The sequence below is a fragment of the Synechococcus sp. PCC 7502 genome (assembly GCF_000317085.1).
Classification (GTDB): Bacteria; Cyanobacteriota; Cyanobacteriia; order Pseudanabaenales; family Pseudanabaenaceae; genus PCC-7502.
The window spans coordinates 257,162-273,134 of record NC_019702.1; the positions used below are offsets into that span (position 1 = coordinate 257,162).

Annotated in this window: 17 protein-coding genes; 8 read left to right on the forward strand and 9 right to left on the reverse strand. The window is 41.0% G+C overall.

The features are described from left to right. Positions 1–16 precede the first annotated feature (16 nt). Entirely contained in the window at positions 17–478 is a 462-nt protein-coding gene (locus SYN7502_RS01235) for an SH3 domain-containing protein (RefSeq protein WP_015167079.1), read from the reverse strand. A 44-nt stretch (positions 479–522) separates the two neighbouring features. Continuing rightward, the gene (locus SYN7502_RS01240) at positions 523–843 is read right to left on the reverse strand and encodes a hypothetical protein (RefSeq protein WP_015167080.1); all 321 of its coding nucleotides are present in this window, start codon (positions 841–843) and stop codon (positions 523–525) included. A 188-nt stretch (positions 844–1,031) separates the two neighbouring features. Here SYN7502_RS01240 and SYN7502_RS01245 point away from each other — a divergent pair, with 188 nt between their 5' ends. Further along, entirely contained in the window at positions 1,032–2,066 is a 1,035-nt protein-coding gene (locus SYN7502_RS01245; RefSeq protein ID WP_015167081.1) for a DMT family transporter, read from the forward strand. A 28-nt stretch (positions 2,067–2,094) separates the two neighbouring features. Here SYN7502_RS01245 and SYN7502_RS01250 read toward each other — a convergent pair whose 3' ends face one another. Then, positions 2,095–2,475 carry a c-type cytochrome gene (locus tag SYN7502_RS01250; RefSeq protein ID WP_015167082.1) on the reverse strand — a complete coding sequence of 127 codons (381 nt, stop codon included), beginning with the start codon at positions 2,473–2,475 and terminating at the stop codon, positions 2,095–2,097. Positions 2,476–2,607: 132 nt separating this feature from the next. Further along, positions 2,608–3,573, reverse strand: coding sequence for a malate dehydrogenase (mdh, locus tag SYN7502_RS01255; protein WP_015167083.1), 966 nt, complete (start codon positions 3,571–3,573; stop codon positions 2,608–2,610). Positions 3,574–3,868: 295 nt separating this feature from the next. Here mdh and SYN7502_RS01260 point away from each other — a divergent pair, with 295 nt between their 5' ends. Next, positions 3,869–4,525 carry a C40 family peptidase gene (locus tag SYN7502_RS01260; protein WP_015167084.1) on the forward strand — a complete coding sequence of 219 codons (657 nt, stop codon included), beginning with the start codon at positions 3,869–3,871 and terminating at the stop codon, positions 4,523–4,525. On the opposite strand, the gene SYN7502_RS01265 is transcribed toward SYN7502_RS01260, so the two are convergent. Beyond that, on the reverse strand, positions 4,512–5,363 hold the full coding sequence (locus tag SYN7502_RS01265; RefSeq protein WP_015167085.1) for a class I SAM-dependent methyltransferase: 852 nt from the start codon (positions 5,361–5,363) through the stop codon (positions 4,512–4,514). The two genes, SYN7502_RS01260 and SYN7502_RS01265, sit on opposite strands and share 14 nt — an antisense overlap. Positions 5,364–5,430: 67 nt before the next feature. Next, on the reverse strand, positions 5,431–7,026 hold the full coding sequence (locus SYN7502_RS01270) for a B12-binding domain-containing radical SAM protein (RefSeq protein WP_015167086.1): 1,596 nt from the start codon (positions 7,024–7,026) through the stop codon (positions 5,431–5,433). 228 nt (positions 7,027–7,254) lie between these two features. On the opposite strand from SYN7502_RS01270, the gene SYN7502_RS01275 reads away from it, so the two are divergent. The 6 genes from SYN7502_RS01275 (at position 7,255) to SYN7502_RS01300 (ending at position 13,169) form a co-directional block, all read left to right on the forward strand. Next, positions 7,255–8,070 carry an SDR family oxidoreductase gene (locus SYN7502_RS01275; protein WP_015167087.1) on the forward strand — a complete coding sequence of 272 codons (816 nt, stop codon included), beginning with the start codon at positions 7,255–7,257 and terminating at the stop codon, positions 8,068–8,070. A 144-nt stretch (positions 8,071–8,214) separates the two neighbouring features. Next, a complete protein-coding gene (locus tag SYN7502_RS01280; RefSeq protein ID WP_015167088.1) occupies positions 8,215–8,550 on the forward strand; it encodes a DUF433 domain-containing protein in 336 nt (111 codons plus the stop codon). Further along, a complete protein-coding gene (locus tag SYN7502_RS01285; RefSeq protein WP_015167089.1) occupies positions 8,547–8,906 on the forward strand; it encodes a DUF5615 family PIN-like protein in 360 nt (119 codons plus the stop codon). The genes SYN7502_RS01280 and SYN7502_RS01285 overlap by 4 nt, the downstream gene beginning before the upstream one ends. A gap of 47 nt (positions 8,907–8,953) precedes the next feature. Then, entirely contained in the window at positions 8,954–9,478 is a 525-nt protein-coding gene (gene purE / locus SYN7502_RS01290) for a 5-(carboxyamino)imidazole ribonucleotide mutase (protein WP_015167090.1), read from the forward strand. Between the two features lie 257 nt (positions 9,479–9,735). Next, a complete protein-coding gene (gene cphA / locus SYN7502_RS01295) occupies positions 9,736–12,342 on the forward strand; it encodes a cyanophycin synthetase (RefSeq protein WP_015167091.1) in 2,607 nt (868 codons plus the stop codon). Between the two features lie 47 nt (positions 12,343–12,389). After that, positions 12,390–13,169 carry a hypothetical protein gene (locus tag SYN7502_RS01300; protein ID WP_015167092.1) on the forward strand — a complete coding sequence of 260 codons (780 nt, stop codon included), beginning with the start codon at positions 12,390–12,392 and terminating at the stop codon, positions 13,167–13,169. A 64-nt stretch (positions 13,170–13,233) separates the two neighbouring features. On the opposite strand, the gene SYN7502_RS01305 is transcribed toward SYN7502_RS01300, so the two are convergent. The 3 genes from SYN7502_RS01305 to SYN7502_RS01315 all read right to left on the reverse strand — a co-directional run bounded on the left by SYN7502_RS01305 (position 13,234) and on the right by SYN7502_RS01315 (position 15,939). After that, positions 13,234–14,280: a tRNA-dihydrouridine synthase family protein gene (locus tag SYN7502_RS01305; RefSeq protein ID WP_015167093.1), complete on the reverse strand. Its 1,047-nt coding sequence runs from the start codon at positions 14,278–14,280 to the stop codon at positions 13,234–13,236. A gap of 61 nt (positions 14,281–14,341) precedes the next feature. Beyond that, a complete protein-coding gene (locus SYN7502_RS01310) occupies positions 14,342–15,247 on the reverse strand; it encodes an RluA family pseudouridine synthase (protein ID WP_015167094.1) in 906 nt (301 codons plus the stop codon). Positions 15,248–15,276: 29 nt separating this feature from the next. After that, the gene (locus SYN7502_RS01315; RefSeq protein WP_015167095.1) at positions 15,277–15,939 is read right to left on the reverse strand and encodes a PIN domain-containing protein; all 663 of its coding nucleotides are present in this window, start codon (positions 15,937–15,939) and stop codon (positions 15,277–15,279) included. Positions 15,940–15,973 lie beyond the last annotated feature (34 nt).

Consider the following 15,973-nt stretch of genomic DNA (forward strand, 5'->3'; position numbering starts at 1 on the left):
CGGGTAGCGTAATATACTACCTTTGACTGTAAAAACCTTGCTGATTCTGCTGAGAAGTTTGTTGCTGTTGTCCTGTTTGATTGCCCAGATACCGACTCAAAGGTGCTTCTTGGGGACTTAGAGAAATATAATTATCACTGACCCAACCTTCTGATTTAGAGGCGTTATCAAACCTGACTAAATACCATGATTGCCCATTGTTACTACCAACTTTTTGAAGCAAAGTTACCTTGTCACCCGATAAGCCATAACCTAATTCATTCTTGCCATTAACTGCATTAGGTTGGTCGTAAACTTTTATGGGAAAATTCCGATCCAAAGCTGATAAAGTTGCGGGGCGATTAAGCTCTTGATTACTTTGATTATTTTGAGTACTTTCAAAGGCGATCGCCACAGGTGACATCCATACATTCAGGCATAGACAAGCAAACCCTATCAATAGAACTGATATAGTCTTTTTAACCCTATTTATAATCATAAAAATTTAATTAAAAATTTATAGATAATTCTTAAATCTCCAATTTATTTCTGAGACTCTTGCTGATACTGTTTACCGTTTTGAGTGTATGACTCACTGGAATTTTGGTAATCCTGTTTAGTTTGCTGATAATCTTTTTGGTCTTGTTCTTTTTGACTATATTCCTTTTGACTTGGTTGAGTATTTTGTTCAAAACCCTTAGCGTCTTGGGTGCTGGCTTGCTTTTGTTGATAGGACTCAGACTTATATTCGGTTTTGTAATCATCTTGAGTCTTTGCATAGACTTCTGAAGCAGACATAAAATTCAAGATCACAAAGGCTAAACCGATAAAAAGAACACAGATTTGCTTGTAGATATTCTTCATAATTGAGGCAATTTTAGTAGATTAAATTTTGTCTGTATACAGTATACATTGAATTTGATGTTTACATAAAAAATTCAAACCTAATCCTGTAATCATTACTACAATTGTGGTTTGGGAATTAGGTAATGTATACAGTACACAAAATTTAAATTAATATCAATTTAGATACACCCTTTAATGAAAGCACTATGGATTCACCTCAAACTCCAGCATTCACCAAGTCACCACTGTTCCTAATTGCCCCGTTTTTCTTTTTAGGTACGTCTATGGTAGCGATGAAGGCAGTAATCCCTAACACTTCGCCTTTATTTCTGGCAGGATTTCGGCTTGTACCTGCTGGGATCATTATTCTAGGTTTAACCTTGGTACTTAAGTTGCCTCAGCCTAAAACCTTAAAGGCATGGTTATGGATTTTGATGTTTGCGATCGTGGATGGGTTAATGTTTCAAGGATTTTTAACCGAGGGCTTAGTTAATACTGGGGCGGGTCTGGGGGCTGTACTGATTGATGCTCAACCGCTTGTAGTTGCCATACTTTCAAGGCTGTTATTTGGTGAGTTTATTGGAATTTGGGGTTGGCTGGGTTTAGCAATCGGAGTTTTGGGAATTAGCCTATGTGGATTGCCCGAACAATGGATAGTGCGGATTCTCCATACTGATTTAACGATCTTTCAAGGAGCTAGTTCCATCAGTTGGTTCAGCCTAATTCACAGTGGCGAGTTTCTTATGCTGCTGGCTGCACTGTCTATGTCCTTCGGTACAATTATTATTAGGTATGTACGTCAACATGCTGATGCGATCGTGGCTACGGGGTGGCACATGGTCTTGGGTGGAGTGCCATTATTTATCCTATCTATCTTTTTTGAAACTCAGCAAGTCAGTAATCTTGATTCATCGAGTTGGGTGGGTTTAGGATACGCAACTTTATTTGGAACGGCGCTTACCTACGGGATATTCTTTTATTTAGCATCAGTGGGAAACCTTACCAGTGTCAGTGCCTTAATTTTCTTAACCCCGATTTTTGCCATGCTCTTCAGTTACATATTTTTAGGAGAAATGCTGACTACGTTCCAGTGGATTGGGGTAGTTTTAACCTTGGTAAGTGTAGTTATGGTGATTCAACGAGAAGCGATCGCAAAGAATTTAATTCCATCTCTTATAGATAAACTTAAGCCAGCAGCTATTCCAGTCTTAGAAAACACCTCAGAGCCTCCATCTAATTAACGTAAAAGTTAACACAAAATCAGAAAAATCAAAGCTGACTTAGATAACTTAATAGATCAGCCATCTCCTCAATAGCAGGCTGAAACTGAGGCATTGGAGGAGTCTCACCGCTAACAACTTGATGAATTAATCTTGATTTTGATAGTCTTTCCGAGACATTTTTTAAACTAGGTCCTACTTTACCATCTGCCCACTGTCCATGACAGGCAACACAATTCATGACAAATATTGATCTACCTTTGACTGGATCACCTTCTAGTTTCAAAACTGCCTCAGTATAAGCATCAGTTTTATTCAAAAAAAACATAGACCCCATAACAACTATAGCTAAAATCAGAATACCGATTATGAGGGATACATAAAGCGATCGCCTTGGAGAAGAGTCAGAATTTAGTACTTGATTATTCACAAAAAATTACCGTATCCTAACGTCTATTTCTAAATTGTTCGGTTTCAATGGCTTGATCACAGCAAACTATGGAAATAACTATGTAAAAGTTTACTATTACTAATATATCTTAAAGATTTGTGTCGATCAAACTTATCTTTCATGAATAGCTTTTAGTCTTTGAATATTCGCCCGCACTGATGTAGCTGAGGTGTGTAGAGCCTCTAATTCTTCTGGGGATAAGCCCAGCTCTACGACCATATCAACACCCTCTTGTCCTAACTGAACTGGTACCCCCATAAATAGTCCTTCCAAGCCATACTCTCCCTGTAAGTAGGCTGCGGCGGGAATAATGCGGCGACGATTACGTAAAATTGACTCAACCATTAGGTAAGCAGCTGATGCTGGGGCAAAATAAGCACTTCCTGTTTGTAATAGCTTGACAATTTCCGCACCCCCATTGCGAGTTCTATCAACTAGACGGGCGATCGCATCCGCAGACATCAATTCCGTAATTGGTACTCCACTAACCGTAGAATACCGAGGTAGAGGTACCATTAAATCGCCATGTCCACCCATAACCATGGCATTAATATCAGCCGTTGATGTACCTAGTTCCATGGCAATAAATGCTTGAAATCTTGAAGCATCAAGTACCCCTGCCATACCCATCACCTTATTAGTCGCAAACCCACTAATTTCCCATGTCAAATAGGTCATCACATCTAATGGGTTAGTAACAACTATAATTACGGCATTAGGAGAGTGGGAAATTGCCCTAAGTGTAACCTCAGAAACGATCTTGGCATTAATTTTTAGTAGATCGTCCCGACTCATCCCATCTTTCCTTGGCACTCCTGCGGTAATTACAATTACATCAGAATCTTTTGTATGGGTATAGTCATCAGTCCCAATAATTTGGCGATCATGATTTTCTAAAGCTCTTGCCTGCATTAAATCCAAAGCTACACCTTGAGACCTACTTGCAACTACATCCAAGAGGATCACATCCGCAAGATTTTTTTCCACAATTCTTTGTGCCAAGGTACTGCCAACATTGCCTGCACCAATTACACTAACAACAGGATGGGAAATATGATGCGGGTTAGACTTAAACATAATTAAGGGTATTTACCTAAAGTGAATTGGATGAATGTAAACTCTAAAACTTACCGCAATGTGCAGCTAAAAAAGGGAAAAAGAAACTCACAGTTCAGAGTGTTAGAAAATAGAACTAACGTCAATAGCAGTGAGCAATATGTCTATAGGATATTTTATTATTGCTGTATTTTGTAGCCGTATTTTGTTCAGTTGATGGACTACTGAAAGAAATAACAGAAATACATCGAACCAAAATCAAAGGGATTCTGCCAGCCCTAAGTAACTGAGATAAATTAATTCATTATTAATAAAAATGCCCATCTATCAAAGTTTTATTGATATTAATATCTATGACTCCCCCAATTTCACATCCTTAGCAACGCAAATGGCAGGGGGAAGATACCTAAAAATTTTGCAACCAGAGGTTCTGCAGGTTCAGCTTTTAGAAGATGGATATACAGGATTTGTCCGTAATTTGTTTCATCTCCGCCCTGTAGAGTATTCCTATGAGCCAATAGAGTTATCAGAAGCAGAAATTATAACTAAAATCCCCCAAGCGATCGCCTATGTTGAAACTGCCATGACTGTTAAAAACGAATACCTATGGGGTGGAACCGTACCTCCTAACTTTGACTGCTCAGGATTAATGCAAGCAGCTTTTAATGCAGCAGGAATCTGGATTCCACGGGATGCCTATCAACAGCAAGAGTTTACTACCCCTATATCTAAATCAGAACTACAAGGGGGCGATTTAGTATTTTTTGGAATTGGCGAGAAAGCAAATCATGTGGGGATGTATTTGGGCGAAGACTTGTATATTCACTCTTCAGGCAAAGAGAAAGGCAATAACGGTATTGGCATTAACTCCCTTAACCCAGATCAAGATCAAGTTTCCCAAAGATATGCAACTGAATTACGAGGATTTGGTCGGGTGACAAAATGTTATATTCCATTGATTAGCTTTTGCTGATTTGCCATAGTTGAATTTGATAACAGAGATTCTGCTCAAAGATTTTTGGAGCATCTAAACCTTCGGTCACGATCTTTTTCAACCACCGCCTATATGCCCAACGTAAAAGTTTGTGGATTGGTGGTACAGCGATCGCACTTAAGTCAGCAAGATAATTGATTGTACTTAGTCCAAATCGCTGAAAGTTGGCAACTGCTAGATCAATGGTGGGGGCAGCTTGGGTAGAAATATCTTCACATTTGACTAAGGTAAATCCCGATTCGGTTAATGCCGTAAGTAGTTCCTTTACATCATGGCAATTGGAAAATATGCCATCTTGATAGCTAGAATTAGAGCGCATCATATCCGCAATCAACAGATACCCTCCCGCATTAAGTAACTTGGTGCTACAACGAGCAATATCAAGAACCGATATATACTGACTACTTTCACTTAAAAGGATTAGATCATAATGAAAATTTCCATTAAAGTTTTCCAATGTCGATAAATGAAACTTCGCTTTTCCTTGGGTATAGCTGAGAAACCGCTCCTGCTGGAATGGATCAGGTGCCAGCCCTTCCACATCAAAACCTTTATTCAGTAAATAGCCAGCATTCCCACCCGTGCCACAGCCCACATCCAAAATTGTTTTTGTCCCAGATGGAATAAAACTCACAAGCTTATCGGTATATGCCTGCTGAGCAGATCGTAATCGAGAGATCGTTAATTCTTCCGTACCACTAGGTAATGGTTCCCAATAGCCATAATGGAGAAAAGGAGAATCTGTCAGCCCCAAATAATAATTTAGAGCTGCATTTTGGTAGCGAGTTGCTTGGGAAATAGCGATTGATTGGGACATAGGGATAGGCTTAAGAATTATGACTTAGAGATTGCTTAGAGATTAACTTGCGGAGATCTTTAGCTACTTACGTTTCCGCCAGTTCCATAATTTTTGCCTGAATCGTATTTGGTGCGGATATCTGTAACGGGTCATAGCCAAGTTGGGCAGTAATGCGTGATCTAGCGACCTCTCGATATTCCCAAAAGTGTTCACCTGTCGCACATAGTCCTAAGTACATATTCAGAAACTGAGGTTTTTGACGCAAAATTAACCATAGCTGTCGCCAAAACTGCCCACGAATTTCCGATCGCCGTATGCCCTGATGCCAAATTAACTGTATAATTAAGCGTAAACCTTTATTTAAAGGTAACTTCATAGTCTGGCGCAGGTTAGTTCTACTGCGAATATTCAGGCATTGGTATAAGCACCTTTCCAGATAGTTCTTAGGTTCATAGAGCCGCCAAAATCCTTCCACATACTCCCTTGCAATTTCAGCTAATGGACGAGTAGGAATGAAATTCATTAAGGTATTCTGATCTCCAACTTCAGTTACGCCTATCCCTGTCACTAAACGGTGTTCTTGTTTGAGCCGTTCCCATAGTTGCGTATTCGGTAATGCCTGTAAAATCCCCAGCATTGGTTGAGGAATATTAGTTTCTTTAACAAACTCTTGGATCCGATCTCCTGCTCCCGATCTCTCACCATCAAATCCCAAAATAAACCCTGCATAAATCAATAATCCTGCATCATTAATCTTGCGACAGGACTCTACCAAGGGATAGCGCATATTTTGCAGTTTTTGAGTAACTTCTAGGCTATCTTGATCGGGAGTTTCTATGCCCAAAAATACGGAATAAAAACCTGCCTCCACCATTAAATCTAGTAATTCATCATCTTCAGCAAGGTTTACCGATGCTTCGGTCATAAATGTAAATGGATAATTATGCGATCGCATCCACGGAATTAATGCTCGTAAAAACCGTTTGACATTACGTTGATTGCCAATAAAGTTATCATCTACAACAAATACCGATCCGCGCCAGCCTAGATCATAGAGCGTTTGCAGTTCGCCTAAGGTCTGATGCGGTTCTTTAGTGCGAGGCTTACGTCCGTATAGGGAAATAATGTCGCAAAATTCACAGTTAAAGGGACATCCCCGTGAGAACTGAATGGACATCATGAAATACTGATCCATCGGCAGCAAATCAAAGCGAGGCATTGGACTTTTAGTCATGTCAGGTTTTTCCACGCCCCGAAAGATACCATTTCCTTTCCCCTCAGCGATCGCCTCTAAAAATAGGGGAACTGTAACCTCACCTTCATCTAAAACTAAATAGTCTGCTCCAGTATCTAAGGCATCTTGGGGAACTGATGTTGGGTATGCCCCACCCACTGCCACCTTTTTACCCAATCTCAGTGCCTTTTGAATCAGGGTATGAAAATCTGATTTTTGCACTAACATCGCCGATAGAATTACAAGATCACACCATTGCCAATCAGCATCTGTTTCTGGAACCACATTCCGATCATAAAACCGTATTTCCCAATCCTTTGGTAACAATGCCGCCACCGTAATCATGCCTAAGGGTGGAATCACTGACTTTAATCCCACCATCTTAATCGTGCGATCATAAGACCAAAACGACTGAGGAAACTGAGGATAGAGCAGTAATGTTTTCATTAGTTCAGTTTTTGGATATAGCTATTAATTTGTCAACCTCTTGAGTGATTTCTTGTATGATTTGATAGAGTTGATTGAGTTTGATATAAAACGTATAGATAAAATTTGGCAAATTAAAACCTAGTAAGACTCTGGACAGTGATCGCCCCGATAATTCACTAGATCATTCGTAAGATGTTAAAGCAGGAACAAAGTCTAAAAAATTCTTAAAAATCTGAAAAAACAAATATGTCTAAAACTGTACTTATAACTGGTGCCTCCAGTGGCATTGGCAAACAAACGGCACTATGGTTTCAAAAACGAGGCTGGAATGTGGTAGCAACCATGCGATCGCCGGAGACAGCTACGGAACTATCACAACTGGATCGGGTACTATGCCTAAAATTAGATGTGACTGATATTAATTCCATTACCTTGGCTCTGGAGCAAGCGATCGCTGAATTTGGTCGAATCGATGTATTAGTTAATAATGCAGGTTATGGACTAGCGGGAGTATTTGAAGCCTCAACCATTGAGCAAGTAAAAAGGCAGTTTGCTACTAATGTGTTTGGTTTAATGGATGTGACCCGCTCTCTGCTTCCCCATTTTCGTCAACACAAGGGCGGAGTTATTGTTAACGTAGCTTCTGTGGGTGGACGGGTAGCGTTTCCCCTATTAAGCCTGTACCATAGCACCAAATGGGCAGTGGAAGGTTTTTCCGAATCATTGCAACATGAACTCAAACCTCTGAATATTAGGGTAAAAATTATTGAACCAGGTCCCATTAAAACCGATTTTTACGATCGCTCCCTAGACCTAATTACTAACCCCGATATAACTGCCTACGATCCAATTATTGCTACGGTTTCCCCTAACATGAATAGATTAGGACAGACGGGCTATCCTGCGGAGTTAGTAGCTAAGACCATATACGAAGCTAGTACCGATAATTCATGGCGATTACGCTATCCAGTGGGTGGAGCTGCTCCCTTATTATTTTTACGCAAACTCTTGCCTGATCGCCTATTCACTTTAATTATAGAGCAGATCATGCTAGCTAAGTAGTAATTTTGCAACATACTATAACCATAAACAAAGACATTGCCGTCGTATTTTCTATAACAAGCCTTACCGTACCCAAAACGTGGCTCTTCGATAATTCTCGTCAGTATTTTTTATTAAATTAGATTCAATATCAAGGTAAAGTTTATGCGTTTAGAAGACTATTTTGACTTTTTAAGTCCTGATGATATTCGGATTAAAGGTCATCGCATTGGAATTAAAGATGTGATTAGATACTACTTAAGCGGCTTTAGTCCTGAAGATATTTTAGAAGAACTACCAAGTCTCAACCTAGAAAAAATCCATGCAGTAATTACTTTTTATTTGGGTAATCGGTCTCAAATTGATGCCTATATGCTTCGTTTAGAAAAGTCACAGGAGCAAGATTATCAAGAGTGGCTGCTAAAAGAGCCTACTGAAGTCATTGCTCGATTGCGATCGCTTAAGGCACAAGTAGGGAAGGAATTGTTACCTACATCATGAAAATACGATTTTTACTTGATGAAAACCTCTCACCTAAGTATAAATCTGCAATATTAAGGCTTAATCCCCAGATTGACATTATGAGAGTTGGCGAGGTAAGTATGCCACCTTTAGGAACACTTGATCCTGAAATTCTAATCTACTTAGAGATGTCAAAGAGATTAATAGTGACAGATAATCGAAATACTATGCCTACACATTTAGAAGAACATTGGTCTTCAGGTGGACATATTTGGGGGTTGTTTTGGTTACGCCCAAATCTCACTCTTAGCAAAGCTGCTGAAGAACTTAATCTTGTTTGGGGAGTTTCGGAAGCAGAGGAATGGGTTGATAAAATTAGTTGGATTCCTTTTTAGTTTATCGACATCATAATGTATGAAATAAAAATAGTATGGAAATATATATGGGTATAGAAACCAAAAATCAAATTAGCATCATCATGGGTAGTGATTCCGATCTGCCGACTATGGAAGGGGCGATCGCCATCTGTCAAGAATTTGGCGTTGGTTATGAAGTGGCAATTATTTCTGCCCACCGTACTCCTGAACGCATGGTTGATTTTGCTAAACACGCCCACGAACGGGGAATCAAAGTAATTATTGCTGGGGCTGGAGGAGCCGCCCACTTACCGGGAATGGTAGCAGCCCTATCACCTTTGCCTGTAATTGGTGTTCCTGTGGTTTCTAAGCACTTGAATGGTCTTGATTCTCTATACTCTATTGTGCAGATGCCTAAGGGAATTCCCGTTGCCACTGTAGCGATCGGTAATGCCGAAAATGCTGGACTACTGGCAATCCAAATTCTGGGAACCTATGAACCATCCCTTTTAGCAAAAGTGCAGGCATACCGTATTAGCCTTGAGGCTATGGTTATGGAAAAACAAACAAAATTAGATACTAAATACTTGGGTACTATACATACATCCTAATTAAATTCTAATTGCCTAACTTACTGCCAATCTAGTTGTCATAAATTTCTGAAAAACCATCAATAAAGTGTAACTTGTAATACAAAAAATATTCTATAAAATCAGTTCACAAGTCTATGTTAGAGAGCATTTTGTAGCTAATAATACTGTTTTTAAGATGATCTCTATAGACAGTTGCCTTGTTTACTTTGACCCCATACAATGATTCATAATTTTACTAAGACCATAATACTGGTTACTTAAAGAGCCTCCTTCCTATGAAAATTCTCAAAGTCTCAACCCTGCGTGGTCCAAATCAATGGCATATTCAACGCCACCAACTGATTGTGATCAGGTTAGATTTAGAGACTTCTCTCCAGACTCCGCCCAAATCAATCCCCAATTTTTACAATAATCTAGTAGAGCTTCTTCCAAACCTAGGACGTAACGAACTATTTGTATTCCTGCGGTCTATGGAAAACGCTACTATGGCTGATGTGGTGCAAAATGTCGCCCTAGAATTGCAAAGACTAGCAGGAATGCCCGTGGAATTTGGTGCCAATCGTCCTACGGCAGAGTCGGGAGTTTATCAAGTTGTATTTGAGTATCAATTTGAGCAGGATGGTCGCTATGCTGCCCGTGCCGCAGTACGTCTCTGTCAAAGCCTGATCGATACTGGAACATATCCCATATTTGAGTTCCAACAAGACCTGCGAGACCTCGCCGAGCTAAAACTAGAATCACAGTTAGGACCCAGCACCGAGTCAATTGTGGCGGAGGCAAATGCTAGGGGAATTCCTTGGCTGAATATTAATAGCCGTGCCATGATTCAGTTGGGCTATGGTATTCACCAAAAACGTTTACAAGCCACTCTCAGTAATTACACGGGAATTTTGGGCGTAGAACTTGCCTGTGATAAGGAAGCAACAAAGGGAATTTTGCGAGATTCAGGTATTCCTGTGCCTAGGGGAACGGTAATTAAATCTTTGAAGTATTTAGAAGAAGCGATCGCTAATGTGGGTGGATTTCCCATAGTGATCAAGCCCCTTAATGGTAATCACGGACGCGGAATTGGGATTGATATTCGCTCGATGTTGGCGGCAGAGGATGCCTTTGAAGTGGCTCAACAGGTTTCGGAAGAAGTAATCATTGAAAGATTTCACCAAGGGCGAGATCACCGAGTTTTAGTCGTAAATGGCAAAGTCGTGGCTGTGGCAGAGCGAATTCCCGCCCATATTTATGGTGACGGCAAATCCACGATCGCTGAACTGATAGAAATTACTAACCGTGATCCTCTGCGCGGGGACGGTCATGACAATGTTTTAACCAAAATAGTTTTAGATCGCACTAGTTTAGATATTCTCCAACGTCAAGGACTCAGCCTAGAAACTGTCTTGGAAGCAGGAAAAATTTGTTATCTCCGAGCCACTGCTAACCTCAGTACGGGAGGAATTGCCGTCGATCGCACCGATGATATTCATCCCGAAAATATTTGGTTGGCACAGCGCGTAGCTAAAATTATTGGTTTGGATATAGCTGGGATTGATGTCGTCACCTCTGATATATCTAAACCCCTACGAGTTACCGATAGCGTCATTGTCGAAGTCAATGCGGCACCCGGGTTTAGAATGCACACTGCCCCAAGCGTTGGAACTCCCCGCAATGTGGCTGCGCCAGTAATTAGTATGCTATTCCCAGAGGGATCACCTGCACGGATTCCCATTATTTCGATCACAGGTACTAATGGTAAAACTACCACCACACGGTTAACTGCTCATATTTTTAAGCAAACCCAAAAAGTTATTGGCTACACCACCACCGATGGGATTTACATTGGCGAATGGTTGGTCGAAAAAGGCGATACCACTGGTCCTGGTAGCGCTCAGGTAATTTTGCGTGATCCCACGGTCGAGATTGCCGTGTTAGAGACAGCCCGTGGCGGAATTCTCCGTTCTGGATTAGGATTTGATGGTTGTGATGTGGGCGTAGTTCTAAATGTGCAGGCTGATCACTTAGGGATTGGTGATATTAACACCATTGAAGAATTGGCACACCTAAAAAGCGTTGTCCCAGCGTCGGTTTTCCCCAGTGGCTATGTCGTCCTCAATGCTGAAGATGAATTAGTTGTGGCTATGGCTTCTAAGGTGAAAGCTCAGGTGGCATTTTTTAGTCTCGATCCAGAGAATCCTGTATTTAAGGCTCATGTGGAGCAGGGTGGATTAGGCGCAGTGTATGAAAATGGCTATCTGTCAATTATTCGAGCGGACTGGAAATTACGGATTGAAGAGGCGATCAATGTGCCGCTTACCTTGGGAGGAAAAGCCAATTTTATGATCCAAAATGCTTTGGCTGCCAGTTTAGCTGCCTTTGCTCAGGGGGTAAAAATTGAAGAGATTAAAGCAGGGTTGGTTAGTTTTGTAGCTTCGGCGGATCAAACTCCCGGCAGAATGAATTTATTTAATTTGGGTAAATTCCATGTATTGCTTGATTATGCTCATAATCCTGCAGGCTACAGAGCGATCGCTGATTTTATTAATACTTGGAAAGGTGAACGCATTGGCATCATTGGCGCACCCGGAGATCGGCGAGATAGCGACATTGAAGAACTAGGGCAACTGGCTGCCACCATGTTTAGTCGGGTAATTGTGAAGGAAGATAGCGATCGCCGTGGTCGAGAACCTAATGCCGTAGCTGCTTTGATGCAAAAAGGAGTAATCTCTGCTAATCCGAATCTTCCCTGTGAAATTATTTTGGATGAAGTAACTGCGCTGGAAACTGCTTTAAATCAGGCAACTGACGGCTCCCTCGTCGTAATTTTCCCTGAAAAAGTAGAATCGATAATTAAGTTAATTGAGGCAAGAATATCGCAGGAACCTTCACCATAAACTAATTAAATTCTTATTTAAATTTGGGAAAACGGAGACTGGGTGCTATGAATATAGGAGATCGCCTTGAATTTAGTTTTTGGGAAGCGGGTTGTCTGATCTGGCTTGCCTGTAAGGACTTAGGCGGACTCAGCTATGAAGAATTGGATAGTTTAATTCAGGGGAACAATCCCGAAAAAGCTAAGCAATTTATCTTTGAGCATAAAGCATACTTAGCTATGGATTTGTATCAAGATGATGGCTATACAGTTCGAGTAGTTTTTGGTGACTTAAACCAACAGGAACATGAAGAATGGGTAGCTCGTGTGCGCTGGCACCTCAATATTCCCTCAGGAAACCTTGTTGTTTCAGGGAGTTTAGGCTCGGAAGATGAATTTGAGGAAATGCCCAGTGTAGCTGAGACAGAAGATACTGAATTTCTAGAGTGTTATGTCGAAGTTCCCCCTAGTCAATATCAAGTAGAAGTCTATAGTTATGCTCCCGGTGATCTCTCAACAGGTTGGGAACAAATTATTGGGGATGAAGATTCTTGGTGTAAGCCGAGTCCCGATATAGAAAGGGAATCATTACAAGACTACTTCACTCGTACCCGTTTTGGGGAAGCTCCACCCCCTTGGATTGCCTATGAAATTGCTGATCCTGAAGCAAAAACTAGAGAACTTTACGAAGCCTCCATTACAACTAAGTATATTAATTTCGTGATCCGCCTATCTCCAGTTCTCGAGAATATTCCTAAGCCCGAATTAGATAGAGGTTGCTTAAATTGGGAATTTCGTAAACCTGAGCAATGTCCACTTGGGATTCCAAGCATAAAGCAAAAGCAGTAATCGCCATAAAAGTTAAAACACCACATCAGCAAAAAGCATCCACAGATCATCCCTTAGTATGGCTTTATGCTATCTCCCCTTCGCAACTGGGGCGAGCAATTAGTCCCCCATAGGGTTCGGGGGCAAATATTTGATCGGGATCATTGAGTAGATAGCGATCGCAAATATCAAAAAGTTCAGATTCTTGAGTAGCACGGCGCATATCAAAGAGAAAGTTACCTGCGGCATCTACACTCTGCCCAATAAAATTTAAATATTTTTTCAAAGCACTGACCCGCGATCGCTCAGGAATATTTGGATTAATATTGGCATACAGGCGATCGATATAGCTACGCACTGCCCCAAGGGTAATTACCTGCACAGGTTCCTTATTTAAATATTGGCGAATTTGGCTAAAAATCCAAGGATTACGAATGGCAGATCGACCAATCATTACCCCTGCCGCCCTTGTCTCTGCCAAAACTTTGCCCGCACTCAAAGCTGAAGTAATATTACCATTTGCCAAAACGGGACATTTCACAATTCTTACTGCCTCGGCAATGCGATCATAATGCACCTCACTTCTGTACATTTCCTTAACGGTACGACCATGCAAACTTAAAAGATTAATGTCATGGCGATTAATAAGATTAAGGATATGGTGAAAATTTTCGGTATTCTCGAACCCAATTCGCATTTTGACCGTAAATGGTAAATTCACTGACTCTCGCAATGCTCCTAAAATTTGATCAACTTTAACTGGATCACGCAAGAGTCCACCTCCAACATTTTTACGATAGATTCTGGGAGCGGGACATCCCATATTTAGGTCTATGCCAGCGATCGCATACTGAGCTAATTCTTTAGCAACACGCACTAAATCGGGAATACTCTCCCCAATCAATTGGGCAAAAATGGGACGGTTTGTTGAGTTTTCGGTGATGGCACGCAAAATATGTCTTTCAGGTCGGGAGTCGGCATATACACGAAAATATTCTGTAAAAAAATAATCGGGGCTACCATAGTCAGAGATCATAGTCATGAATGCTAAATCGGTCACATCCTGCATGGGGGCAAGGGCAGTTATAGCTTGATGGGGTTTTATAGGAGTTGGTAGCGATCGCAAATACATGATTTTTGGGAAATGCCCCAGTTAATAATCTCAAACTTGTAATCTTAAAGACTTTGATTATCTATGAAAATTTACGCAGTTGCGTTAAAAATTTAGTAAAAGCCTCTGGAGGGTTAGCGATCGCCACAATTAATTCCCCAGAAATAGGATGGGTAAAACTTAATCGCCACGCATGGAGAGCCTGTCCTTTTAATTGACTAATCGCCCTACTGTAAATTGGATCGCCTGCGATCGCATGCCCCATATAAGCAGCATGGACTCGAATTTGATGGGTTCTTCCGGTTTCCAGATCGAATTTCACTAAAGAGTAATTTCCTAAACGTTCCTGTACTTCCCAGTGGGTAATTGCCGATCGCCCATTTTCGACCACCGCCATTTTTTTACGATCGCTTTTATGTCTACCAATCGGAGCATTTACAGTACCAGAGAGAGTTTTGGGCGCACCATTAACAATCCCTAAATATTCCCGCTTAGCGGTTTTTGCCTGAATTTGTGCCTGTAAACTTTGATGTGCCTGATCAGTTTTTGCCACCACGATCGCCCCACTGGTATCTTTATCCAAACGATGCACGATTCCCGGACGTTGTACGCCATTGATGCCAGATAAATTAGGACAATGTGCCAACAGAGCATTAACTAAAGTCAGATCACTATGTCCGGGCGCAGGGTGAACTACTAAACCTACGGGCTTATTAATTACCAATAAATGTTCATCTTCATACAAAATTTCTAAGGGTATAGACTGGGGTTGTAGGTCAAGGGGTTGGACTTCAGGGACTTCCAAAATTAGGCGATCGCCAACCTTAAGCAAGGTTTTTTTCTCAGTGCAGACAGATTCATTAATTTGGACGAAACCCTGTTGAATCAGCTTTTGAATCTGCGATCTAGAAATTTCCTCTAGCTTTTGCGCTAAATAACTATCCAGACGTTCTTGAGGAACTTCTACGGCAAGGTGGTGCAGGTTCATGTATTAATTATAGTTAATTGGCTGAGTAATTATTTGGGTAGATGCGGTAGTCCTGTTTTTTGCCAAAATTGGTTAAATTCCTTAGGCTGGAGCGATCGCCATGCAACCAAACCGATTACCACTATTACAATCCAACTAATTAATCCAACTATAAATTTATTTAAACGGGCAAGATTCGCATTCCGAACTGTTTTGGCTCTGGAGGTTGTGGAGATATTAATTACTGTTTGGGTAGGGATTTGGCGGTTTTGAATCCATGTTCGCACCGTGGGGGCTGTAGCGGTGGAAAGATTTGCTTGATTCAGTTGATTAATAGCCTGAATTAGAGTCACCGTATTTGTAACCAGAATTACTGTACTTGCAGACTGTAAAGCTAGTCCGTAGGCACACTCAGCGATCGCCAAGTCTAAACGAGAACTACGACTGGTGGAATTACTAAGCTTTTGACTTAATAGGGCATGGACGGCAGAAATATCCGTAACTTGCCAATTACTAGTAACTAGAAATCTTAGAAATTCGGAAGCGATCGCCTCTTGGGTTTTATCTGAACCAAATCCAGCCACAACGGAATTAATCTCATCCACGACTGCTTGGGGAATCATACAGATGCCTAACCCAGACGCTGAACGCCAAAAATGGGAATCACTGGAAAGTACGGCACTGCGATCAAGTAATAAAATTACATCAGTCATGGATTTTCACCAACAGAAAAAAATGAAATATCTG